A 24,012-nucleotide genomic window follows, 5' to 3' on the forward strand; every position below is an offset into this window, starting at 1 on the left:
ATTTCCCCTTGTCCTTTAATGGATCGTTTTGGTGGCACAACTGTTACAGCAGCGCAAATACGATTCGGGTCCGCTTCCGCCGTGCGCTACGGGGAAAGCGTGAGGATGGTCAGAACACGGCCATCCGGCTATTGATGAGATCCGTGACCAGCATGTGCCCCGGTGCATGCGTAATGCAGAATTCCGGCCTGACCGCTGCGACCACCGACTGCGGCGTCACCCCACAAGCCCAGAACACCGGCATTTCGCCTTCGCGTATTTCCACCGGATCACCATAGTCCGGGCGGTTGATGTCGGCAATACCGATCAACGCGGGGTCGCCGAGGTGCACCGGCGCGCCATGGACCGAGGGAAAACGCGAAGTCACCTGGATGGCGCGGATGGCGTCCGCCGCCTTCAAGGGACGCATGGACACGACGAGCGGACCGCCGAATACGCCTGCGGCATGGGTCGGAATGCTGGTGCGGTACATAGGCACATTGCAGCCCTGTTCGATGTGACGCACAGGCAAACCGTTGTCCAGCATCGCTTCCTCGAAAGAAAACGAACAGCCGATCAGGAACGACACCAGATCATCGCGCCAGATGTCGCGCACGTCGGCAGGCTCGGCGACCAGCTCACCGTTCTGCCATACGCGGTAGCGCGGAATGTCGGTACGTATGTCGATGTCGTATCCCAGTTCCGGCAAGGCCGGGTCACCCGGCTCGGACATGGCCAGCAAGGGACAAGGCTTGGGATTGCGCTGGCAGAAATGCAGGAAATCCGCTGCCAGCGCGCGCGGCAGGATAGCGAGGTTGGCCTGAACGTGGCCCGGCGCGAGGTTCGCCGTGGGGCCGGTCAGCTTGCCGCTGCGCGCGTCCATGCGCGCCTGCCGGGCCAATTCGACGCTGGCGCGCGCCGCGGGTTTCGTTTGCATGCTATCCCCTTGATGATGATGCAGGTATGGGGACATTGCACAGGAACCTCAGGCCAGCGTCCAATCACAAGTTGCGATAGACCCCGATCAAAATTCCTTATCAGGGTTATGCCGGATGGCGCAATGCCTCTTCCCGCGCAATTTGCTGGGCGGCCTCGGCCACCGCGCGCGGGATCTGGCTGTCCGGCCCCTGCATCCAGCAGGCGGTGTAATGCAGTGGCGGCAAGGCCGGGGCCTTGACGTCCAGGATGCGCAGCTCGCCCTGCGCGAGTTCCTTGTGCAGGATTACCGGCGCGATGACTGCGGTGCCGATGCCGTCGCGCGCCATCCGCACGATGACGCTTAACGCGGAACTGCCGTACATGCGCGGCGCTTCCACGCCAGCCTGTTGCAACAGCTGGCGCACCGCGCGATGCGGATCGGTCGTGGACGGATAGGTGATGACGGGCCATTCGGCCAGGCGCTTCAGCGGGATCGGCTGCCGCCCGACCTTGAGCTTGGGGCTTGCCACCCAGGACAAAGGGTAGTTGCAGAGATAGAGGTTCTCGATGCGGGGCTCTTCCATCGGCCCAAGCAGAAAGGCCAGATCGATCTGGCGCGAGGCAAGCTGCGTCTTCAGCACCGTGGTCGTATCCACCTGGATCTCCACCATCAGCGCCGGATAGGCATCGTGCAGGTATTCCATCAACGTCGGCAGCCAGGTATGGACGATGGTTTCCGATACCCCCAGCCTGAGCATGCCGCTCATGACGCTTTTGGCCCGCGCGGCCTCTTGCATGTCTCGCCGCATCTGCAGCATGCGCTCGGCGTGCGACAGCAGTTCGCGCCCCTTGCCGGTCAGTTTGATGCCGCGCGTGTCGCGGTCGAACAGGCGCACGCCCAAGTCGGATTCCAGCGAGGCGATGCGCTGCGAAATGGCGGGCTGGGTCGCGTTAAGCTTTTCGGCGGCCGCCCGGAACCCGCCCAGGGTGGCGACCCAGAAGAACGTCTCGATGTTGCGCAGATCGATCATGGCGGCGGCATCCGGCTATGCAGCCGCCATCTTAGCGCCCGGGACGGTCCGGCGGCTGCGGACCGCCCCGCCTCGGATCACTGGCCGGCGTGCAACGCTTCCACCGCCAGCCCGATGCCCAGGATGCGGCGGTCCGTGCCATTGCTGCCCGCGATCATCAGGCCCACCGGCGCCGTGCCCGGCGCGTGGCAAGGCAGCGACAGCGCGCAGCCATCCAGGAAATTGATCAGCGTGGGATTGCGCAGGATGAGCCCGTTGGCTGCGTAATAGGCGTCGTCCGAAGCCTGCAGGTCAGCGACCGCCGGCGCCACGATCGGCGTGGTGGGCATGATCAGGGCATCGTAGCCTGCGATGCGGCGGTCCACCGCCGCGACCCAGGCTTCGCGCGCGTCCAGCAGATCCAGGTAGTCGGCCGCGCTCATGTCCTTGCCGCGCATGATCCGCGACACCACGCGCGGGTCGTAGCGCTTGCCCGCGCGGGCGATCAGGTCGCGATGCCAGGCCCAGGCCTCGGCAGCGGTGAAACCGCCCTTGGCGTTGATTGCCGCGAGTTCCGCGAATTCCGGAATCGCAATCTCGTCGACCTGCGCGCCGGCAGTCTTCAGGCGCGCCACCGCAGCCGCGAAACTGTCCGCGACGTGCTTGTCCATGGCGTCCAGCGCCAGCGTGGTCGGGATGGCCAGGCGCAGCCCACGCAGGACGGCAGCTTCCGGAACCGGGCCGCCATCCCCCGAGAGGATCGCGTCCAGTTCGGCGCAACAACGCACGCTGGCGGCAATGGGGCCGATGGAATCCAGATTGGCCGACAGCGGCAGCACCCCTTCCATGGAGACGCGCCAGGCGCTGGGCTTGAAGCCGGTCAGGCCGCACAGCGCGGCCGGAATGCGCACGGAGCCGCCGGTATCCGAGCCGATGGCCGCGACGGCCATGCCGTCGGAAACCGACACGGCGGCGCCCGAGGATGAACCGCCAGGAATGCGGCCAGTGGCGCGGTCGTAGGGGTTCAGAGGCGTGCCGTAGTGCGGATTGATGCCCAGGCCGGAATACGCGAATTCGGTCATATTGGTGCGGCCGATGATGACCGCGCCCGCCGCCACCAGACGACGCACAACTTCGGCGTCGGCATCCGCCGCCGGCTCGCCTTCCCGCGCCACCGAGCCCGCCATCGTGGTCTCGCCTTCGACGTCGAACAGGTCCTTGATGCTGATGGGCAATCCGTCGATGGCCGAGCGGACGATGCCCGCCGCCCGCAGCGTGTCCGAGGCCTGTGCCTGCGCCAGCGCCGATTCGGCATACAGCCGCGTGAACGCGCGGGCGCCTTCGCCCGCATCGTCCTGGGCGCGGGCCAGCGCCGCCTGCGTCAGTTCCACGGAGCTGCTGCGGCCCTCTTGCAGGGCCAGGGTCAGATCATTCAGAGTCGAAACCATAGTCATCCTAGTGCCGCCTTGCGGCATGAGTGCAAACGGGCGCGCCCGCGGGCGCGCCTGGCGATCGGCGCCGGGGAGCCGGAATCAGGCCACCACGGGCAGCGTCTCGACATGATAGCGGTGCCGCAGGGTGCGCTGACGCCGCGGGTCGTGCAGTTCCATCGTGAAGTCGACGGAAGGACGGATACCACCGATCGCCCCCACGGTGCCGCAGGTCATGCCGGCGCCCGCCGGCAGCACCGCCGCGCCGCCGGTATAGCCGGCAACCAGATCCTGCGGGGTGCGCAACGACGCCAGCGGGCCCTCTTGGTACAGCACTTCCACGCCATTCTCGACAATATAGGAACGGATGATGAGCTCGTCCCAGTAATCGGCCACGTCGGCCAGGCGCCAGGCGCTGCCCGCCAGCGGCTTGACGCAGACTTGCTTGGACATCGCGACGCTGTAGGTCTCCAGCTTGCGATCGGTATGGTCGGAGGCGATGCTGACGTACATCTCGCCATCCACCGAGAACACAAAGGTTTCGACTTCGCCCGACGATTCCTCGCCCAGGGCCTGCACGGTTTCTTTCTGGGTCAGTTGGTTATCGGCGATGCGGTAGTACAGCGGCACGCTGCTGGGGCGCGGCACGCCGATGGCGGCCAGTTCTTCAATGTGATGTTCGATCGCGGCGATATCGCGTCCGGCCCAGCCGGCAACGATAAGGGTGTCGAACTCGACTTCCACCTGGCGCGGTTGCGAGTCTTCGATCTGGAATACGGCTTTCATATCTGTCCTGCGGAAACAAGGAAAAGAAAGGCGCGGCGGATTTCCGCGCCCCGGAATATCTGGAAAATGAAGATCAACCGAACACGCGCGGCAGCCACAGCGCCACGTCCGGCCAGAACGCCAGCAACGCCAGCATCACGAACATGGCCAGTACGAACGGCAGGCTGCCGACGATGACCGCGCTCATGGAGCCGCTCTTGCGCAGGCTCTGGACGACGAACAGGTTCAGTCCCACGGGAGGTGTGATCAGCGCGGCCTCGACCAGGATGATGATGACGATACCCAGCCAGATGGGGTCGAAACCCAAGCCGATCATGATGGGCGCCACGATGGGGATGGTCGTGATCATCATGGACAGCGTTTCCATGAAGCACCCCAGCACCAGGTAGAAAATCACCACGATCAGCAGCATCCATCCGGGCGACAGGCCCAGGCCGGTGATCGACTTCGTCAGCGCGTCGGTCAGGCCGGTCGCGGACATGACAAAGTTCAGGAAGCTCGCCGCCACCACGATCAGCATGATCATGGCCGTAGACCGCATGGTGCCTTCCATCACCTCGCGCAACATGGACCACGACAGGCGCCGGAACCAGGCCGCCAGGATGAAGGCCCCCAGCACGCCCAACGCGGCCGCCTCGGTGGGCGTGGCCAGGCCGGCATAGATGGAGCCCACCACCAGGAAGAAGATCCCCATGGGCGGCGCCAGGTGGACCAGGCTGGCCATCCGCTGGCCCCAGGTCGCCTGGATTTTCTTGCCGCCCCAGGATGGCTTGGCGACGCAGGCGATGACCACCGTCAACATGAACAGCGCCGCCATCGCGAAACCCGGAATGATGCCGGCCAGATACAGCTTGGGCACCGACGAGTTCGTCAGCACGCCGTAGATGACCAGGTTGATCGAAGGCGGGATCAGGATGCCCAGCGTGCCGCCCGCGGCCAGGCTGCCCAGGAAGAGCGGTTCGTTGTAGCCGTACTTGCGGATCTGCGGAATGGCCACGGTGCCCACGGTCGCGGCCGTCGCGACGCTGGAGCCGGAAGTGGCCGAAAACAGCGTCGACGCACCGATATTCGCGTGCATCAGCCCGCCCGGCAGCCAGGACAGCCACAGACTCATTGCGCCATACATGCGTTCGGCGAAACCTGCGCGCAACAGCACCTCGCCCAGCATGATGAACAGCGGAATCGCGACCAGCAGGAATTCATTGTTGGTGCTCCAGGAGACCTCCCCGATCGCGCGCGTCAACGGCAACATGGAGAACAGCGGGTCCAGGATCAGGCCCAGCACGCCCAGCGCCGCGCCCACCGGGATGGACAGGCCGATCAGCACCAGGAGCAGAATCAATGCGGTGGAAATCATGCGGTCTCTCCCTTCACCATGCGCTCGCCGGCGGCGGCTTCCTCGTCGGCCTCTTCCTGCGCCGAACGCACGCCGCAGATGCTCTTGACCAATTCGACGTCGCCTGTCACCAGCGCGGCCGAGGCGCGCGCCAGCATGAGGGCGACCGTGACGCACATCCAGGCCAAGCCCAGTGCCCACAGGCCCTGCGGGATCCACAAAGGCGTCGCCAACGGCGTGTTGGCGGCGGATTTCTGCGCCCAGGACGTCTGCACGACTTCGAACGCGTAATAAGTGAGGTAGACCATGAAGACCGACAAGGCCACCATGGAAATCCAGTCAAGCACCGCGGCAATGCGCACCGGCATGTATTGATAGACCACGTCCACGCGCACGTTGGCGCGTTGCAGCGTGGCAAAGGCCAGCGCCCAGGAGGTGCTGATGGCAAATGCGTAGCTGGACAGCTCATCCGCGCCGCCAGTCGTGAAGCCCAGGAACTTGCGGGCCAGCACGTCAAACGAAATCAGCAGCACGCTGGCCACCGTCAGGCCACCGCCAGCCCACACGGCCAGCCGCGAAAAGCTCTCCGCGCGCCGCAATAGCCCGCCCAGCAGGCGAAAGTGTTCAGATTGAGTCATGAGTCAAACCTTTGCAGGGCCAGGCACAGATAGCCCTCCCCGCCATGTAACGAACGATCCCACAGGAATGCCACGAAACCAGCTCCGCCAATCAACAGCAACTCCCCCTTCGGGTAGCCACGAAGCCAGCTCCGCCGCTCTACAGCGCCCCCCCTTCGGGCAGCCACGAAGCCAGCTCCTCCGCTCTACAGCGCCCCCCCTTCGGGCGGCCACGAAGCCAGCTCTGCCAATCTGCAGCAACTCGCCCCCGAATCGGGATGCCGCGGATCCGGCTCCGCCGGTCCGCAGGCATGCCCCCCTGGGGGGAAGCGCGGTAGCGCTTCGGGGGGAGCCCACCGTGCGGATCCGGCTCCGCCGGTCCGCAGGCATGCCCCCCTGGGGGGGAAGCGCGCTAGCGCTTCGGGGGGGGTCTACTTATTAGCGACCACGCCCAGCGTCTTGCCAACCGTGGCGTTGAAGTCCTTCACGCACTGGGCAGAGCAGCGCGCGGCCCACTTGGGCAACACGGAGTCCTCAGTGACCTTCTTCAGCAGCGCGCGGTCCGCGTCCGAGGGTTGGACCAGGACCATCTTGCCCTTGACCGGGAATGGGCAAGCGGCAGCGCCCGTGTTGCAGTCATAGCCTTCCTGCGTCTGGCGGGCAGCAGCGTCCCAGATGTTGTCGACGAGAGTCTTCACATTGGTCTGCAGGAACGTGCGCACCTTGGGATCAAGCTTGTCCCAGGCCTTCTGGTTCACGGCATGGATCTGCTGGTTCCAGTTGATCGGCAGCGCCACCAGGTGCGTAGACACTTCGTACCACTTGGCGGAATAGCCAGACAGCGAACCCGTGATGGCGCAATCCACTACCTTGTTCTGCAGCGCGGGCACGACTTCACCGAAGGCCATGGTCACGCTGGAGCCGCCCAGCGCCTCGACGAACTCGGCGGTGGTGCGGCTGCTGGTGCGGACCTTCTTGCCCTTGATGTCCGCCAGGCCCTTGATTTCTGCATTGCAGAACAGCACCTGCGCGGGGTAGGTGGAGATCCCCAGGAGCTTGACGTTATTGCCCTCGCCATACAGCTTGGCGTAGACCGGTTCAAACGCGTCGGTCACCGCGCGCGCGGTCTTGACGTCCGGCGCCAGGCCGGCCAGGTCGATCGCTTCGTTGATGGGGTTGTCGCTGGCGAAGTACGCCAGGGTGGCGGTGCCGAATTCGACCACGCCCTGCGACATCAGGCGCAGCAGTTCGGGACCCTTGAGGCCCATTTCGTTGAAGCCCTTGATGTCGGCCGTGACCTGTCCCTTGGACAACTCGGGAATCGTCTTCGTCCAGAACGGCTTTTCGTAGTCGTTGTAGGCAGTCAGATTGCTCAGGCCTCCCACGATCTTCAAGTGGGTCTTGGGCAGATCCTGGGCCTGTACCGCGCCAGCGAGCAGGCTGGCGGCGATGGCGGCGAAAACTAGCGACTTTTTCATGGACAAAACTCCTAGCTGGCGGGATGGTATGCCGCGCGCCGGATCCCGTTATCCTGGCGGCGCGCGGTGGCAATCGGAGAGTCTGGAGAAGATCAGCCGCGCAACGGCTTGCGTCGCGCCTGCGCGGCATGGCTCGCCGCCCGGGTCTGGGAATGGGACATATGCTGGTTCATGCTTTCCCCCGCTTTATGCATCCAGGCGATCGTTATTGATGTGGCGCCATTGCAGCGTCAGGGGCGCGGAGCGTCCAATCGTATGTTGCGATACGGGGGTATAAATATTTCTTTGGTCTCGGCTCGCGCAGACCGGGCATTTCGCGCAAACCACACGGCGGCGCGGCTTTGCGGCCAGCCGAACAGGGCGCGCGGAGGCGATCCCGGGCGACGGATCAACCCGGCCGCGCCGTCCGTGCTGGGGTAAACACCTAGAGCGGAATGCCGTCTGCGGCCTGTTCCGCCACCTTCTGCGCCATCTGCGCAATGACGCGCACCGCGTGGCTGTCCGGCCCTTGCACCCAGGTCGCGGTGAAACTCAGCTCCGGCAGCGGATCCGCTTCGACGCGCAGGATGCGCAACTCGCCGCGCGCCAGTTCCTTGCCCAGGAACACCGGCGCGATAACGCTGGTGCCGATGGCATCCTGCGTCATTCGCACCATCATCGACATCGACGCGCTGCCGTACATGCGCGGCGAATTCACACCGGCTCGGGTCAGCATGTCTCGCACCACGCGGTATGGCGCGCTATTGGAGGGATACGTGATGATGGGCAGCTTGCCTATCCGCTCCAGGGTGAGCGGTTCAGGCCCCAGGTCCAGCACCGGGCTTGCCACCCAGGCCAGGGGATAGGTGCATAGCGGCAGGTTTTCGACGCGCGCCTCCAGCACGGGGCCCATCAGGAAGGCCAGGTCGATCTGGCGCGACATCAGGTGAGAGCGCAACACGTGGGTCGTGTCGACCTCGATCTCCAGCACCAAGGCCGGATAGTTGGAGTGGATCAGTTCGATCAGCGTGGGCAGCCAGGTTTGCACGATGGTCTCGGCCACGCCGATGCGCACGGTGCCGCTCATGACGTTCTGCTCGCGCGCGGCCTCGAACATGTCGCGCCGCACCTGCAGCATGCGTTCGGCATGCGACAGCAGCTCATGTCCTTTGGCGGTGAGCTTCACGCCGCGCGCTTCGCGCTCGAAGAGCCGCACGCCCAGATCGGCTTCCAGCGACGCAATGCGTTGCGATACCGCCGGCTGCGTGGTGTTGAGCTTTTCCGACGCGGCCCGAAAGCTGCCCAGCGTGGCGACCCAAAAAAAAGTTTCGATGTTGCGTAGTTCTATCATGAGCCTGTTCCCCCGGCGCGATGAGCGTATCATGTCAGCCGCCTGATGCCTCCACCTGAACCCACGCCCCGAATAACAAGGAGCCTGTCGATGACCCCGGCCGATAACGGTCGCGCGCGCCCCGCGCTGCCTGCCACCAGCGGCCCGATGATGGGAGTGCTGTTGCTGGTGCTGTCGATGTGGACGCTATCGTGCCTGGATGCCAGCGGCAAATGGGTGATGAATGCAGGCGTGCCGCTGCTGGTGCTGTCGTGGTTCCGCTATGCCGTGCACCTGGCGCTGGTGCTGGCCCTGGTGCTGCCCGCGCGCGGCCTGGGGGTTTTTCGCAGCAGGAAGCCGCGCGAACAGATCCTGCGCGGCGGCTCGATGTTCCTGGCCACGCTGATGTTCTTCACCACGCTGAGCTATATCCCCCAGGCCGAGGCCACTGCCATCAATTTCCTTGCGCCGCTCCTGGTGCTTTCAGCCGCGCCCTGGGTCCTGAAGGAACCCGCCCGCCTGTCGCGCTTCGTGGCCGCGGGCATCGCCTTCATCGGCGTGATCATCGTGATCCGCCCCGGCGGCGGCCTGGATCCGGTGGGCACGGTATTCGGCCTGCTCACGGCCTGTTGCTTCGCGGTGCAGTTCATCGCCACGCGACGCGTCGCGGGCGACGATCCGTTCACATCCTTGATCTGGAGCGGCGCGGTCGGCACGATCTGCCTGACCTTGGCCCTGCCCTTCATCCTGCCGCCCGCCCTGCCCGTGCTCAAGGCGTTGGCGCCGCTGGACTGGGTCGTGCTGATCTCCACCGGCATTACCGGCGGCCTGGGCCATCTGTTCCAGATCGGCGCCTACCGACGCGCGCCCGCTTCCACCCTGGCCCCCTTTGTCTACCTGCAGATCATCAGCGCCACCTCGGTCGGCTGGCTGGTCTGGGGCCACTTCCCCGACCCGCTGACCTGGCTGGGCATCGCCATCATCTGCGCCAGCGGGATCGGCATCGGCTTGATCGAATGGCGCCGCAGCCGCGCCCAGGCCGCGCCGCTGGCCGGGGCCGACGCGCGCTGAGACGGCAGCACGCCACGGCCGCCTCCCGTACAATGCGGGTCGCTTTTTGCGCTTTCGCGCATGGGCGACCCAGGCATTTCCCCGAATCGAGGCTCCCATGATCATCAAGCCCCGCGTACGCGGCTTCATCTGCGTCACCACCCATCCCGCCGGCTGCGCCGCCAACGTCCGCAATCAGATCGACTACGTCAAGGCCCAAGGTCCTGTCGCTGGCGGGCCGAAACGCGTGCTGGTGCTGGGCGCGTCGACCGGCTACGGCCTGGCGGCGCGGATCACTGCCGCTTTCGGCTGTGGCGCGCAAACGGTGGGGGTGTTCTTCGAGCGGCCGGGCGACAAAGCCAAGGCCGGCACACCCGGCTGGTACAACACGGCGGAGTTCCACGAACAGGCCCATGCCGCCGGGCTGTATGCCAAGAGCATCAACGGCGACGCCTTTTCCGACGAGATCAAGCGCAAGACCATCGCGCTCATCAAACAGGACCTCGGCCAGGTCGACCAGGTGATCTACAGCCTGGCGGCGCCGCGTCGCACGCACCCGAAAACCGGGGAAGTCTTCAATTCGACGCTCAAGCCCATCGGCCAGGCAGTGAACCTGCGGGGCCTGGACACCGATCGCGAGGTGGTCAAGGAATCCGTGCTGGAGCCCGCGACCCAGGCCGAAATCGACGCCACCGTGGCCGTCATGGGCGGCGAGGACTGGCAGATGTGGATCGACGCGCTGCTGGAGGCCGGCGTGCTGGCCGAAGGCGCCACCACCACGGCGTTCACCTACCTGGGCGAGAAAATCACCCACGACATCTACTGGAACGGCTCGATCGGCGCCGCCAAGAAGGATCTGGACCAGAAGGTGCTCGAGATCCGCGCCAAGCTGGCCGCGCGCGGCGGCGACGCCCGCGTGTCGGTGCTGAAGGCGGTCGTGACGCAGGCCAGTTCGGCGATCCCGATGATGCCGCTGTACCTGTCGCTGCTCTTCAAGACCATGAAGGAAGCGGGCACGCACGAAGGCTGCATCGAACAGGTCTATGGACTGTACCGCGACAGTCTGTGCGGCAAGACGCCTATCCTGGATCAGGACGGGCGCCTGCGCGCCGATTACAAGGAGCTGGCGCCCGAGGTGCAGGCCCGCGTGATGGCGCTGTGGGACCAGGTCACCAACGACAATATTTACCAGCTTACGGACTTCGCGGGCTACAAACAGGACTTCCTGCGCCTGTTCGGCTTCGAGATCGACGGTGTCGACTACGAAGCCGACACCGACCCCGCCGTGGAAATTCGCGGCCTGGCGTAAGCCCCGGCGCTACCGCGCCATCAGCTCCAGCAGGCGGTCCAGGCCCCCTTCATCGATGGCCACCTTGACCTCCTCGCGAACAGCCGGCTTGGCGCGGTAACCGACGGACAGGCCCGCCGCGCGCATCATCGGCAGGTCGTTGGCGCCGTCGCCCACGGCGATGGCGCGTTCCGGCCCCACGCCCAGCGATGCGCACACCTCCAGCAGCTTGCGGCGCTTTTCCTCGCCGTCGCAGATATCGCCCCAGGGCTGCGGCAGCAGCCGCCCCGTCAGGCGGCCGTTTTCCACTTCGAGTACATTGGCGCGCACGTCGTCCAGTCCGAGGCGTACCCGCAGCCGGTCGGTGAAACAAGTGAAGCCGCCCGTCACAAGCAGGCAGGTCAGGCCGGCAGCCTTGCACGCGGCGATCAAGGTCTCCACGCCGGGATTCAGGCGCACCCGTTGCTCATAGACCTCGTCCAGCGCGGCCTGCGGCATACCCGCAAGCAGCGCCACGCGTTCCCGCAAGCTTTGCTTGTAGTCCTTGATCTCGCCGCGCATGGCGGCCTCGGTCAGCGCCGCCACTTCGGCCTTCTTGCCCATCAGGTCCGCCATTTCGTCCAGCGTCTCGATCGAGATCAGCGTGGAGTCCATGTCGAAGGCTATGAGTTTGTAGTCCGTCAGCGCCAGCGGCGGCGCAATGCCCCGCCACTGCAGGCCGGGAATCGTGGAAGCGGAATGCATGGGAAATCCTTGTCTAGCCGGGTTGGGAGAATTCGCTCGCGGGATCGCGTGAAGGACCGCGTCCTTGCTCGCGCAGCCACTCGATGAACAACTGCGCGGAAGGCGCGGCGGGGCTGTCCTGACGATACAGCGCGTGTATGCCGGCGTTCGGCAGCTGTGGGCCGTCGAACAGCGGGCGCAGCCGGTCCGCGCGGATGTCGTCGTCCAGAAGACACCAGGGCGCCAACGCGATGCCCAGGTCGTTCATGGCGGCCTGCATGCACAGGAATTGGTGGTCGAACACCGGCCCGGGCAGTTGCGCCGGCACGTCCACCTTTGCCAGGGCGAACCAGCGCGGCCAGTGATCCATGCCGCCCGCGATCTTCAGCAGCGGATGCCCCAGGCAATCCGCCGGCGCCGCAAGGCGGTTGCGTTCGATGAAGCGCGGTGAAGCCACGGGCACGTGAAAATCATCCAGGCAGTGCACGCAAGCCAGATCGGAATGCGCCATGTAGCCATGCCGGATCAATACGTCGCTGCCGGTGTCGCCGCCGCGATCCAGGAACGAACGCCCTTGCGTGGTGAGTTGCACATCCACGCCCGGGTGCCGCTCCTGGAACGCGGACAGGCGCGGTATCAGCCATTTCATGGTCAGCGACGGCGTAGCGCAAACCCGCAGCACCCCGCCGTAGGCAGGCGATTTCAACTTGGCGGTGGCCGCCGCGATGCGTTCCAGGCTGGCCTGGATTTCCGGGAAATAGGCCTGGGCGCAAGGTAGCAGTGCGACGCCGCGCGCCTCGCGCGCGAACAGGGGTTGCCCCACATACTCTTCGAGAATGCGGATCTGCTGGCTGACCGCGCTGTGCGTGATGCTCAGCTCATCGGCGGCCGCGGTGAAACTGCGCAAACGCGCCGCAGCCTCGAACACGCGCAACGCCTTGAGCGGCGGCAGACTCTGCCCCGCCATGTCAGTTGCGGCCCGCCCGCGCGCCAGCCTGCCGCGGCGTTGTGCTGCTCTTTCCCACGTTTTCCCTTGTCGTCTGTTTTTTTTGCGGCGTCGCCTGCGCGCGCCTGTCCTATCCAGCCGCATTCTAGGTGATAGCCCGCGCGCCGACCTCTTAGAAAAACTAACGACTACCCTTAAAAAACAGCGCTGGTCTGGCGCGGAACCGCTTCCTATGATGCCGACAACCTCAGGCAGGAAGCAAAAATGGCATCAATTACCGTAGACGGCATCGTCAAGACTTTCGGCGGGCAGCAAGTGCTGCGCAATCTGTCCCTGCACATACCCGATGGCGCGTTCTACACGCTTTTGGGACCCAGTGGATGCGGCAAGACCACATTGCTGCGCTGCATTGCCGGCTTCTACGCGCCCGATGGTGGACGCCTGCTGTTCGACCAGGACGACGTGACCCACGTATCCGCGCACCGCCGCGACATCGGCATGGTGTTCCAGGACTATGCGCTGTTCCCTGACAAGACTGCCTTCGACAACGTGGCCTACGGCCTGCGCGCCCGCGGCGTCGCGCGCGCGGAGATCACGCGGCGCGTCAATGAAGCGCTGGACAAGGTCGGGCTGCTATCGCTGGCGGAGCGCTATCCCGCGCAGATGAGCGGCGGGCAACGCCAGCGCGTGGCGCTCGCGCGCGCGCTGGTAATCCGCCCCCGCGTGCTGCTGATGGACGAGCCGCTGTCCAACCTCGACGCCAAAATGCGCCTGCAAATGCGCGACGTCATCCTGGATCTGGTGCGCGAGGCCGGCATCACCACAGTGTTCGTGACGCACGACCAGGAAGAAGCGCTGGCCATGTCCGACAGCATCGCCATCATGGACCGCGGCGACATCGCCCAACTGGGCACGCCGGAAGAGCTTTATGGCACGCCGGTGAATGCCTATGTGGCGGACTTCATCGGTTCCGCGAACGTGATTCCCGTGCCGGCCCGCAATGGACAGGCCGGCGCGCCGGCCGGCCACGTGCGCTACGAGATCTGCGGCCTGGGTTTCGACGGCGTACAAGGCAGCGACACGCTGGATGGCAAGGGCGTGCTGATCGCGCGTCCGGAGGAGCTGGCCCTGATGGCCCCTGCCCCTTATGTACCCAACACCTTGCCCGGCAAGGTGCTGCGCCGGCAGTACCTGGGCTTCAAGACGGCTTATCGCATCGCGTTGGAGAACGGATCCGAAATCCGTGTCGAGCTGCATGCCGGCAACATGGTGGCGCAGTTCCAGCCCGGCGAAGCCGTGCAGGTGCTGATTCCCGCCGACAGCCGCGTCGTCAACGCCTGAGGACGCGCCAGCCATGAAAATCAAATGGTGGCCTTGGGGCATTCTGACGGCAATCAGCCTGGCCTTACTGCTGTTCTTCGTGCTTTATCCGCTGGGCGTGCTCTTTGGCAATAGCGTTACCGGCCAGGACGGCGGCTTTTCGCTGGAGGGCTTCAAGGCCCTGCTGGCCGACTCCCAATATCTGGAGGCCTTCGGCAACACACTGATCCTGGGGCTGGCGGTCACGACCTGCACGGTGCTGGTAGGCGTGCCCTTCGCCTACATGGTGGCGCGCTTCGACTTTCCGCTGAAGAACCTGGTGGCGATCCTGCCCGTGCTGACCATCGTGATCCCGGAGATCATCGTCGGCCAATCCTGGCTGCTGATCCTGGGCAACAACGGCATCCTGACCAATCTGCTGGGCGACGCCGGCATCTCGCTGCCATCGTTCTACGGCTGGACCGGCATGGTGTTCTCGATGACGCTGGTCTATTACACCTACATCTACCTGGGCGTGCTGGCGGCGCTGCGCGGCTTCGACGGCCAGCTTGAGGAAGCGGGCCTGAGCCTGGGCACACCGCCGCTGCTGACCAAGCTGCGCGTGCTGGTGCCAGTGCTGCTGCCCGCCGTGCTGGTGAACGCGCTGGTCGTGTTCACGCTGGTGGTCGGCAATTTCGCGCTGGCCATGCTGCTGGGCAGCCGCGTGCCGCTGCTGTCCGTCATGACCTACAACACGTTCGTGAGCGAAATGGGCGGCAGCCCGACGCTGCAAAGCGCGATGTCGGTCGTGTCCATCGCCATCGTCGCCATCGTGCTGTTCTTCCAGAAACGGGTGGTCGAGCGCAAGGTCTACACCATGACGCAAGGGCGCGCGCCGGCCGCCACGCGCGTGCGCTCCTGGACCGCCCTGCTCTACACCAGCGGCGTGGGCCTCATCATCTTCATTTCGCTGCTGCCGCTGATCGTGGTCTTCATCGCCGCCTTCACTAAGACCAGCGGACCTGTCATGCAATGGGGCCAATGGTCCCTGGCCAGCATGCAGCGCGCGCTGCATGGCGCGCCCGAACCCATCCTCAACTCGCTCAAGTTCGCTTCCCTGGCCACGGTGCTGGGCGTTTCCTTCGCCGTCCTGGTCAGCTACCTGACCATCAAGAAGCGCACCGCGTCGACGCAGGTGCTGGACTACATCGTAGTGCTTCCGCTGACCATCTCCGGGACGGTGCTGGGCATCGCGCTGGTGCAGACCTTCAATACCGGCTGGCTGGTGCTGGCGGGCACGTCCGGGATCATGGTGCTGTGCTACACCGTGCGGCGCCTGCCCTTCGCGGTGCGCAACGCCTCGTCGGTGCTGTTCAACATCCCGGAGTCGATCGAGGAGGCTTCGATCAGCCTGGGCGTCTCGCCGCTCATGACCTTCTTCAAGGTGATCCTGCCCGCCATGAAGGCATCCATCATTTCGGCAGCCATCCTGATGTGGCTTACCACCATCTCCGAGCTGTCGGCCTCCATCGTCGCCTACAGCGGCGGCCTGGAGACCATGCCTATCGCCATCTTCCGCCAGGTGGACGGCGGCAGGCTGGGCATGGCGTCGGCCTATGGCGCGGCGCTGGTCACGGTCATCGTGCTGCCCATCATCGTGTCGGTCAAAGCGTTCCGCATCAAGCTGTTCTCCGGCAAATAACCCACTCGCACAGAGGCTATCCATGCAACTCAAGCACCTACTTCAGTACAGCGTCCTGGCCGCCGCCCTGGCAACCGGCGCCGCCCAGGCCCAGAACGTCGTGCTCTATTCGTCCAACAACACGGAGACGATCGAAACCGCCCTGGACGCGGTGAAGCAGAAGTCGCCCAAGCTGAACGTGCAGCCCGTCACCGGCGGCACCGGCACGATGATGAAGCGCATCGAAGCCGAAGCGCAGAACCCGCGCGGCGACCTGTTCTGGAGCGGCGGCTTCGGCACGCTGGGCGCGTACCGCCAGCATCTGCAGCCCTACCGACCGGCCGACCTGGACAAGATCCCCGCCGAATTCCGCGGTCCGGACGACCTGTGGGTCGGGACCAACGTGCACGTGATGGTGATGATGGTCAACGAACGCCAGCTCAAGGGCCTGGCGGCCCCGGCCACCTGGTCGGACCTGATGCAACCTCAGTGGAAAAACAAATTCGCCATCACGGACCCGTCCAAGAGCGGCACGGCCTACATGCTGGTGTATGGACTGTATAAGCAGTTCGGCCAGGAAGGCCTGGACAAGATCGCGGCCAACGCCGTGGTCACGGCGTCCTCGGGCACGACTTACAAGGGCGTGGCCGCAGGCGAATACGCCGTGGGCATGACGCTGGAATACGCCGCGCAGGAATACGTGGCAGGCGGCCAGAAGGAGATCAAGCTGGTCTATCCGACCGAGGGCAGCTACCTGGCGCCTGAAGGCATGTTCATCATCAAGGGCGCGAAGAACATGGATGCCGCCAAGGCCCTGTACGACGGCCTGCTGAGCAAGGAATCGCAAGAAGCGCAACTGGTGAAGAACTTCCGCCGCCCCACGCGCACGGACGTGGCCGTGGCAAACCTGACCACCCTTCCCGACCTGAAGAGCATCAAGATCTTCCCGGTCAGCCAGGATGCGGCGGCAAAGGAGTATGAAGCGGTGGTTTCTGCCTGGAACCAGGCGGTGGCTAAGGGTAAGTAGAGTGCCCCCACGCTGCGCGCGCGTTGCGCGCTTGCTGCCCCCCGAGGGGGCTGGCCCACCTTGGGGCGGCCCGGCGGTGGGCCGAGGCCCCCACGCTGCGCGCGCGTTGCGCGCTTGCTGCCCCCCGAGGGGGCTGGCCCACCTTGGGGCGGCCCGGCGGTGGGCCGAGGCCCCCACGCTGCGCGCGCGTTGCGCGCTTGCTGCCCCCCGAGGGGGCTGGCCCACCTTGGGGCGGCCCGGCGGTGGGCCGAGGCCCCCACGCTGCGCGCGCGTTGCGCGCTTGCTGCCCCCCGAGGGGGCTGGCCCACCTTGGGGCGGCCCGGCGGTGGGCCGAGGCCCCCACGCTGCGCGCGCGTTGCGCGCTTGCTGCCCCCCGAGGGGGGTGGCCCACCTTGGGACGGCCCGGCGGTGGGCCGGGGTTGGTGTCAGGCGCCGTTGGTCAGGCGCCCCGCAGCCAGCACCAATTGCCGTCCGCAACGGGCGGCGAGCTGCGGGTCGTGGGTCACCAGCACCAGCGTGGTGCCGTGTTCCCGATGCAGGTCGAACATCAGGTCGATAACGGTTACGCCCGTGGCGGCATCCAGGCTGCCGGTGGGCTCGTCGGCGAATAGCAGGTCTGGCTGCACTACGAATGCGCGGGCGAGCGACACGCGCTGTTGCTCTCCGCCCGACAGGGTGCGGGGGTAATGATGCAGGCGCTTGGCCAGCCCCACTCGCTCCAGCATGGCCTGCGCCGCGTCGCGGGCTGATTGCCCGGCCAGCTCCAGGGGCAGCATGACGTTTTCCAGCGCCGTCAGGTTCGGCAGCAACTGGAACGACTGGAATACGAATCCCACGTGGTTGGCGCGCAGACGCGCGCGGCCATCCTCATCCAGTGCAAACAAGTCCTGTCCGGCCAGGCGCACACTGCCCGCGCTGGGAACATCCAGGCCCGCCAGCAGTCCCAACAGCGTGGACTTACCGGACCCCGAGCTGCCCGTAATGGCGACCGCGCTACCCGCCTCGACCGTAAAATCGATACCTTCCAGGATGGAGAGCGTCCCGCCGGCATCGGCTACCTGCTTGCCCAGCCCTTTCACCTCGATCGAATTCTTGCTATCCATGCGCCTATTTTCCCGTCTGCTACTCATGACCGCCGCGGCGGCCGCCATCGTGGCGCCCGCCCACGCTCAGACCGCTTCCGCGGCCCAGGGTTCCGCTCCGCGTACCGTACTGGTCCTGGGCGACAGCCTGTCCGCCGAATACGGCATCAAGCGCGGCACGGGTTGGGTGCCGCTGCTTTCCGCGCGCGTAGCGGAACAATACCCCAAGTACCAGGTCGTCAACGCCAGCATCAGCGGTGATACGACCAGCGGCGGCGTGGCCCGCCTGCCCGCATTACTGCGCCAGCATGCGCCGGCCGTGGTGGTGCTGGAGCTGGGCTCCAACGACGCGTTACGCGGCCTGCCCTTGTCCATGACCGAGCAGAATCTGCGCACCATGGCCCAGGCGGCGCGCAAGGCCGATGCGCAGGTCCTGATCGTCGGCATGCAGATACCGCCCAATTACGGCCGCGACTACACCCAGCGGTTCGCCCAGGTATTCCCTTCGGTCGCCAAAGACGAAAACGCCCGGCTCGTGCCCTTCCTGATGGAAGGTATTGCAACGAACCGGGCGATGTTCCAGGCCGACGGCATCCATCCGAACGAGGATGCCCAGCCTCTGCTACTGGACAACGTGTGGCCGACGCTGCGGCCACTGTTGAACTGATTTCGGCTTGATCAGCCGGCTGCCGGCTGATCGCCGCGGATGACCGCGGCGGCCGCGGGCAGCACTTGCACCTTGTACTCTTCACGCAGCATGCGCAGCATGGCTTCGTTTTCGGCCTGGCCCCAGGCGCCCGACAACTGCTGCGCCAGACGTTCCTTGTCGGCCGGGTCGACCGTGCCGGCCTCAACCTTCTCCAGGCGCGCCAGCGTGTAATCCGAACCCGATTGCACGCCAGCGTAGGCCGGCAGCGTGGCAGCCGGCAGGCGCATGACGGCATCCAGGACCGGACGCGGCAGATCCTTGGGATCCTGGCGCGAGACGATCACGGGCGCGCCAAAGCCCTCGGGCGTGGCGGCGGGATTGGCCTTATCGGCAGCCAGCGCGGCCTCGCCGGCCTTCTTGGCGGCTTCGGCGGAGCGTTCGTCCAGCAGTTTGGCGCGGATCGTGTCGGAAACCTTGTCCAGCGGCGGCACGTGGGCCGGTTCGACAGCGGCAACGCGCAAGGCCAGCATGGTGTCGGGCGACAGTTCGATCACGCCGGAATTCTGCTTTTCACGCAACACGTCGGGCGAGAACAGCACCTGGCGCACGCGGGGGTTGTCCAGCAGCGCGGCATCCGGGCTGGCGGCAGCCGAACCCGGACCAGCCTTGTCGGCGGGCAGCAGGCCTTCGCGGGTCACGCCGGATGCGGTGCGCAGCTTCAGGCCGACGGTGTCGGCGGCGGGCTGCAGGCTGTCGCGCTGGTCGTAAACCTGCTTGTTCAACTGGCTGGCCATTTCCGAGAAGCGCACGGCGGCAAGCTGCTTGCGGACTTCGGCGGTGATCTGGTCCTTGACCTCGGCCAGCGGCTTGATGGCGGCGGGCTGGATTTCGGTGACCTTGACCACGTGCAGGCCGGACGGGGTTTCGATCACGCCAGAGACCTGGTCCTTGGCCTGGCCGAAAATGGCCTTTTCCAAGGGACCGGTCAGCATGCCCGGAGCCAGCCAGCCCAGATCGCCGCCATTGGCGGCCGAACCGGCGTCCTGCGAATTCTTGCGGGCCAGCTCGGCAAACTGCGCGGGATCGGCGGCAGCCTGCCTGGCGAGGTCCTCGGCCTTGGCGCGGGCAGCCTTGCGGGCGTCTTCCGAGGCGCCGGGTGCCAGGTTGATCATGATGTGGCTGGCGCGGCGGCGTTCAGGCTGGCCGAAGCGGTTCTTGTTCTGCTCGTAATAGGAAGCCAGATCCTCGTCCTTGACCTGCACGCCCTGCGTGGCGGCAGCCTCGTCCAGCACCAGGTACTGGACCTGGACCTGTTCGGGAATCTGCAGCTGCTGCTTGTTGGCGTCGTACCAGGCCTGGATGTCGGCCGGGCTGACGCTGACCTGCGAGCGGTAGTCGGCAGCGGCGAAGCGGCGCAATTGCACCGTGCGTTGTTGCGTCAGCGCCGTTTCCAGCGCAGCCACGACTTCGCCCGGTGCGCGGGCCGACTGACCGACGGGCTCCAGCACGCGGGCGACCGCCAGGTCTCGGCGCAGGCCGGCTTCGAACGAGGTCGGCGACATGCCTTGCGCAGCCAGCACCTGGCGATAGCGCTCGGGCGAGAAACGACCATTGTCCTGAACTTCAGGAATTGCGGCGATGGTGTTGCGCAGCGTTTCATCGGAAACCGAGAAACGGTTGTCGACCGCGACGTTGGCCAGCAGGCGCTGATTGATCAGTTGATTGAGCAGGCCTTCGCGCAGCGCCGGCGTGTCGATGACGGCCGGATCGAACTGGGCGCCCAGACGCTGGCGCAACTGCTCCAGCTGGTTGCGGTGCGCCTGATCGAACTCGGCCCGCGACACGGGCTGGCCATTGACCGTAGCCAGTTCAGGCTCGGCGCGCATAAAGCTGTCATAGCCTTGTATACCGACCAGAAAGAAGGACGGCACGATCAGAAGCAGCAGGATGAACTGCATCCAGCGCCGATGGCTGCGAATAAATTCGAACATGGAATCCCTGTTGCCGCGCTCCAGGCAAACACCCGAAGCCGCAAGAAAACGCATAAAAAAAGGCGAAATCGATTCGCCCTATTCCCATACCGGTCAATACCGGATCAGCGGGCGGATTTTAGCATTTCTCATTCGGCTGGGAGACAGGGATCCTCGCAACCTCCGGCCGGGGCCGCCACCCCGCCCCGGCGGCATGGAACCCGTCCCCGCGTCAACCCGGGGAACCACCATTTCCAGGCCTTTACGCCCCCCGTATCGTGGCCTGTCAGGGTAAGCCCGTACTGCCCTGACGCCGCGCCCGCCGGGACGCGGTCCCTTCCACGCACGCACAGAGGTAAACATTGATGCCGTTCCCATCTCCCCGCCTGCATATACTCAGCACCTGCCTGACCCTGGCCTTCATGGGTGGCGCCCCCGCCGCGCTGGCCGCGCCGGTCGCCGCCGTCCACGAGGCCGCCCAGGCCCAGCAGCAGGCCATGCTCGACACCATGCGCGACCTGGTCGGCATCGAATCTGGCAGCAAGGACGTCGAAGGGGTGGAACGCATCGCCGCCCTGATCCGGGACCGGCTCAAGGCCTTGGGTGCAACGGTGGAGATCATCCAGCCCACCGACATCTTCCGCCTCGATGACACGCCGGAGAAGGTCGGCCCCATGGTCCATGCCGAGTTCAAGGGCAAGGGCCAGAAGAAAATCATGCTGATCGCTCACATGGACACGGTCTACCGCAACGGCATGTTGAAAGACCAACCCTTCCGTATTGACGGCGACAAGGCCTATGGGCTGGGCATCGCCGACGACAAGCACGGCGTGGCGACCATCATCCATACCGTGACGCTGCTGCAGAAGTTGGGCTTCGAGGATTACGGGACGCTTACCGTGCTGATCAACGGCGACGAGGAAATCAGCTCGCCCGGCGCGCGCAGCACGATCACCCGGCTGGGCGCCGACCAGGACGCGGTGTTCTCGTTTGAGGGCGGCGGCGCTGAAGCTCGCCTGACGCTGGCCACCAGCGGCATCGGCGCGGCGTACCTCACCGTACAGGGCAAGACGTCGCACGCGGGCGCGCGGCCGGAAGGCGGTGTCAATGCCCTGTATGAGCTGGCGCACCAGTTGTTGCAGCTGGACAAGCTTTCCAAGCCTGAGGAAGGGCTGAAGCTGAACTGGACCGTCGCCCAGGCCGGCACCAACCGCAACGTCATCCCGGGTCAGGCCACCGCCCAGGCCGATGCCCGCGCGCTGCGCGTCTCCGACTTCGACGCGCTATCGCGCACCCTCGAAGAACGCATTCAGAAGAAGCTGCTGCCCGACTCCAAGGTCAGCGTGAAGTTCGAAGTCCGACGCCCGCCGCTGGAAGCCACGCCGGCCTCGCGCGCGCTCGCGCAGCACGGCGTGCAGATCTACAAGGAACTGGACCTGCCGATGAAAGTCGTGGACCGCGCCAGTGGCGGCGGCACCGACGCCGCCTTCGCCGCCCTGAAGGCGCGCGGCCCGGTGATCGAAGGCATGGGCCTGAGCGGCTTTGGCGCGCACTCCAACGACGCCGAGTACATCCAGATCAATAGCATCGTGCCGCGCCTGTACCTCGCGGCGCGGATGATCATGGACGTGTCCCAAGACAAGGCGCCCATGAAGTAGACCCTGGGCCAGGCCTGGGCGCGCTCGCCTCCCCCAGGCCTGCCCGGATTCCGCGCGCAGAAGGAGTATCCTTGCAACCCTGACCAAAAGAACCCGAAGCAACACCCAAATGAGCGCAAAACTCCCCTCCTGGCCCTACTCCCGTTACATCGCGCACCGCGGCGGCGGCCGTCTGGCTCCGGAGAACACCCTCGCCGCCATGCGCGTGGGCGCCGAGCACGGCTTCACGATGTTTGAATACGACGTCAAGCTGAGCAGCGACAACGTGCTGGTGCTGATGCACGACGACGACGTGGACCGGACCTCCAACGGCCGGGGCCCCGCTGCAACCAGGACCTTTGCCGAGCTGGCGCAGCTGGATTTCGGCAGCTGGCACTCCGCCGCCTATGCTGGCGAACCGCTGCCCACCTTCGCCGCCGTGGCCCGCTACACGGTCGCCAACGGCATCGCGAGCAACGTCGAGATCAAGCCCTGCCCCGGGCGCGAGGCCGAGACCGGCCGCGCCGTGGCGCTGGCCGCGCGCCAGTTGTGGCAAGGCGCGGTCCAGGCTCCATTGCTGTCCTCGTTTGCCGAGGACGCGCTACAGGCCGCGCTGGAGTCCGCCCCCGAACTGCCGCGCGCGCTGTTGGTGGAAAAGGTCCCCGCCGACTGGCGTGAACGCCTGGCCAAATACGAGTGCGTGGCCCTGAACATCAACCAGAAAGACGCTACCCGCGAACTGATCGACGCGGTGCATGCCGCCGGTTACCGCATCGCGGCCTGGACCGTCAATGACCCGGAGCGCGCCCGCCTGCTGCTCGACTGGGGCATCGACGGCATATTCACCGACGAGCTGGCCGCCATCCGGCCGGCCGCCTGAGGCAGGACGCCCGTGTTCAGTTATCGCCACGCCTTTCACGCCGGCAACCACGCCGACGTGCTCAAGCACGCCATCCTGATCCACACGCTGGATTACTTCAATAAAAAGGACGCACCCTACTGGGTTGTGGACACGCACGCCGGCGCCGGGCTCTACAGCCTGGACAGCGACTGGGCCGCCAAGACGTCGGAGTTCGCCGACGGCATCGGCCGCCTGTGGGAAGCCGAAGACCTGCCCCCCATCCTGGCAGAGTACGTCGCCCGGATCCGCAGCTACAACGCCAACGGCCGCCTGCGCCGCTATCCGGGCTCGCCCTGGCTGGCGCTGGACGCGCTGCGCCCCTCCGACCGGCTGCGCCTGTTTGAAATGCATCCGACCGAAATCGACACGCTGGTCGGCAACCTGGAACACCAGGGCCGCGCCGCGCAACGCCAGACCACCATCTACGGCGACGACGGGTTCGAAGGCGTCAAGGCGCTGCTGCCGCCGCCCACCCGACGTGGCATGGTGTTGATCGACCCCTCGTACGAAGACAAGAACGACTACCGCCGCACGCTCACCGCGGTCAAGGAATGCGTCAAGCGCTTCGCCACCGGTACCTATGCCGTCTGGTATCCGCTGGTGCAACGGCGCGAAGCCAACGAAATGGCGCGCCACCTCGAAAATCTGAAGGTCAAGAGCTGGCTGCATGCCACCCTGACCGTCAAAAAGGCGGCCATCGACGGTTACGGCCTGCACGGCAGCGGCATGTTCCTGATCAATCCGCCCTGGACGCTACACGACGCCCTGAAGCAAGCCATGCCTTATCTGGCGCGCACGCTGGGTCAGGACGAGCGAGCGGGCTTTACGCTGCAGTTCCGCGAAAATCCGTTCCCCGTGCCCAAGAAGCAATCGGACGATTGATACCGACCCGAAAG

21 protein-coding genes are annotated in these 24,012 nt (G+C 65.7%); 9 read left to right on the plus strand and 12 right to left on the minus strand.

Annotated elements, in window-relative coordinates; translation table 11 throughout:
* Nucleotides 1-109: 109 nt before the first annotated feature.
* The 8 genes from VCS63_RS15210 to VCS63_RS15245 form a co-directional block, all read right to left on the minus strand.
* Nucleotides 110-916 carry a putative hydro-lyase gene (locus VCS63_RS15210; RefSeq protein WP_063959725.1) on the minus strand — a complete coding sequence of 269 codons (807 nt, stop codon included), beginning with the start codon at nt 914-916 and terminating at the stop codon, nt 110-112.
* A gap of 106 nt (nt 917-1,022) precedes the next feature.
* Entirely contained in the window at nt 1,023-1,928 is a 906-nt protein-coding gene (locus VCS63_RS15215) for a LysR family transcriptional regulator (RefSeq protein WP_042793706.1), read from the minus strand.
* Between the two features lie 77 nt (nt 1,929-2,005).
* Nucleotides 2,006-3,355: an amidase gene (locus VCS63_RS15220; protein WP_323880240.1), complete on the minus strand. Its 1,350-nt coding sequence runs from the start codon at nt 3,353-3,355 to the stop codon at nt 2,006-2,008.
* Between the two features lie 84 nt (nt 3,356-3,439).
* Complete coding sequence (locus tag VCS63_RS15225) at nt 3,440-4,123, minus strand: DUF2848 domain-containing protein (RefSeq protein WP_042793708.1); 684 nt, start codon at nt 4,121-4,123, stop codon at nt 3,440-3,442.
* 73 nt (nt 4,124-4,196) lie between these two features.
* On the minus strand, nt 4,197-5,480 hold the full coding sequence (locus VCS63_RS15230) for a TRAP transporter large permease (RefSeq protein ID WP_063959727.1): 1,284 nt from the start codon (nt 5,478-5,480) through the stop codon (nt 4,197-4,199).
* Entirely contained in the window at nt 5,477-6,097 is a 621-nt protein-coding gene (locus VCS63_RS15235; RefSeq protein WP_042793709.1) for a TRAP transporter small permease subunit, read from the minus strand. Before VCS63_RS15235 ends, VCS63_RS15230 begins: the two co-directional genes overlap by 4 nt.
* Nucleotides 6,098-6,507: 410 nt before the next feature.
* On the minus strand, nt 6,508-7,554 hold the full coding sequence (locus VCS63_RS15240) for a TRAP transporter substrate-binding protein (RefSeq protein WP_323880242.1): 1,047 nt from the start codon (nt 7,552-7,554) through the stop codon (nt 6,508-6,510).
* A gap of 424 nt (nt 7,555-7,978) precedes the next feature.
* On the minus strand, nt 7,979-8,884 hold the full coding sequence (locus tag VCS63_RS15245) for a LysR family transcriptional regulator (protein ID WP_063640510.1): 906 nt from the start codon (nt 8,882-8,884) through the stop codon (nt 7,979-7,981).
* Between the two features lie 90 nt (nt 8,885-8,974).
* On the opposite strand from VCS63_RS15245, the gene VCS63_RS15250 reads away from it, so the two are divergent.
* Entirely contained in the window at nt 8,975-9,934 is a 960-nt protein-coding gene (locus tag VCS63_RS15250) for a DMT family transporter (protein WP_063640509.1), read from the plus strand.
* Between the two features lie 97 nt (nt 9,935-10,031).
* The gene (gene fabV, locus VCS63_RS15255) at nt 10,032-11,222 is read left to right on the plus strand and encodes an enoyl-ACP reductase FabV (RefSeq protein ID WP_112965628.1); all 1,191 of its coding nucleotides are present in this window, start codon (nt 10,032-10,034) and stop codon (nt 11,220-11,222) included.
* A 9-nt stretch (nt 11,223-11,231) separates the two neighbouring features.
* Here fabV and serB read toward each other — a convergent pair whose 3' ends face one another.
* Together serB and VCS63_RS15265 are read right to left on the minus strand one after the other, a co-directional pair.
* Nucleotides 11,232-11,945, minus strand: a complete 714-nt coding sequence (gene serB, locus VCS63_RS15260) for a phosphoserine phosphatase SerB (RefSeq protein ID WP_042793713.1) — start codon at nt 11,943-11,945, stop codon at nt 11,232-11,234.
* A 13-nt stretch (nt 11,946-11,958) separates the two neighbouring features.
* Nucleotides 11,959-12,891 (minus strand): LysR substrate-binding domain-containing protein, encoded by a 933-nt coding sequence (locus tag VCS63_RS15265; protein ID WP_063959729.1) that lies wholly within the window; start codon nt 12,889-12,891, stop codon nt 11,959-11,961.
* A gap of 243 nt (nt 12,892-13,134) precedes the next feature.
* Between VCS63_RS15265 and VCS63_RS15270 the strand changes: the two genes are divergently transcribed.
* The 3 genes from VCS63_RS15270 to VCS63_RS15280 are packed head-to-tail and all read left to right on the plus strand — an operon-like array spanning nt 13,135 to nt 16,877.
* A complete protein-coding gene (locus tag VCS63_RS15270) occupies nt 13,135-14,211 on the plus strand; it encodes an ABC transporter ATP-binding protein (RefSeq protein WP_323880246.1) in 1,077 nt (358 codons plus the stop codon).
* A gap of 13 nt (nt 14,212-14,224) precedes the next feature.
* Complete coding sequence (locus VCS63_RS15275) at nt 14,225-15,871, plus strand: ABC transporter permease (protein WP_042793716.1); 1,647 nt, start codon at nt 14,225-14,227, stop codon at nt 15,869-15,871.
* A gap of 22 nt (nt 15,872-15,893) precedes the next feature.
* Nucleotides 15,894-16,877 carry an ABC transporter substrate-binding protein gene (locus tag VCS63_RS15280; RefSeq protein ID WP_063640507.1) on the plus strand — a complete coding sequence of 328 codons (984 nt, stop codon included), beginning with the start codon at nt 15,894-15,896 and terminating at the stop codon, nt 16,875-16,877.
* A gap of 425 nt (nt 16,878-17,302) precedes the next feature.
* Here VCS63_RS15280 and VCS63_RS15285 read toward each other — a convergent pair whose 3' ends face one another.
* A complete protein-coding gene (locus VCS63_RS15285) occupies nt 17,303-17,980 on the minus strand; it encodes an ABC transporter ATP-binding protein (RefSeq protein WP_063640134.1) in 678 nt (225 codons plus the stop codon).
* On the opposite strand from VCS63_RS15285, the gene VCS63_RS15290 reads away from it, so the two are divergent.
* Nucleotides 17,979-18,626 carry an arylesterase gene (locus tag VCS63_RS15290; protein ID WP_042793718.1) on the plus strand — a complete coding sequence of 216 codons (648 nt, stop codon included), beginning with the start codon at nt 17,979-17,981 and terminating at the stop codon, nt 18,624-18,626. The genes VCS63_RS15285 and VCS63_RS15290 overlap by 2 nt on opposite strands.
* A gap of 11 nt (nt 18,627-18,637) precedes the next feature.
* Here VCS63_RS15290 and VCS63_RS15295 read toward each other — a convergent pair whose 3' ends face one another.
* A complete protein-coding gene (locus tag VCS63_RS15295; protein WP_042793719.1) occupies nt 18,638-20,599 on the minus strand; it encodes a SurA N-terminal domain-containing protein in 1,962 nt (653 codons plus the stop codon).
* A 344-nt stretch (nt 20,600-20,943) separates the two neighbouring features.
* Here VCS63_RS15295 and VCS63_RS15300 point away from each other — a divergent pair, with 344 nt between their 5' ends.
* The 3 genes from VCS63_RS15300 to VCS63_RS15310 all read left to right on the plus strand — a co-directional run bounded on the left by VCS63_RS15300 (nt 20,944) and on the right by VCS63_RS15310 (nt 23,998).
* Nucleotides 20,944-22,236, plus strand: coding sequence for a M20/M25/M40 family metallo-hydrolase (locus VCS63_RS15300; RefSeq protein ID WP_063640133.1), 1,293 nt, complete (start codon nt 20,944-20,946; stop codon nt 22,234-22,236).
* Nucleotides 22,237-22,345: 109 nt separating this feature from the next.
* Complete coding sequence (ugpQ, locus tag VCS63_RS15305; RefSeq protein ID WP_323880249.1) at nt 22,346-23,095, plus strand: glycerophosphodiester phosphodiesterase; 750 nt, start codon at nt 22,346-22,348, stop codon at nt 23,093-23,095.
* Between the two features lie 12 nt (nt 23,096-23,107).
* Nucleotides 23,108-23,998 carry a 23S rRNA (adenine(2030)-N(6))-methyltransferase RlmJ gene (locus VCS63_RS15310; protein ID WP_063640131.1) on the plus strand — a complete coding sequence of 297 codons (891 nt, stop codon included), beginning with the start codon at nt 23,108-23,110 and terminating at the stop codon, nt 23,996-23,998.
* Nucleotides 23,999-24,012: the final 14 nt, after the last annotated feature.

The organism is Achromobacter sp. D10 (genome assembly GCF_035282245.1).
In the GTDB taxonomy this organism is placed as follows: domain Bacteria; phylum Pseudomonadota; class Gammaproteobacteria; order Burkholderiales; family Burkholderiaceae_B; genus Achromobacter; species Achromobacter insolitus.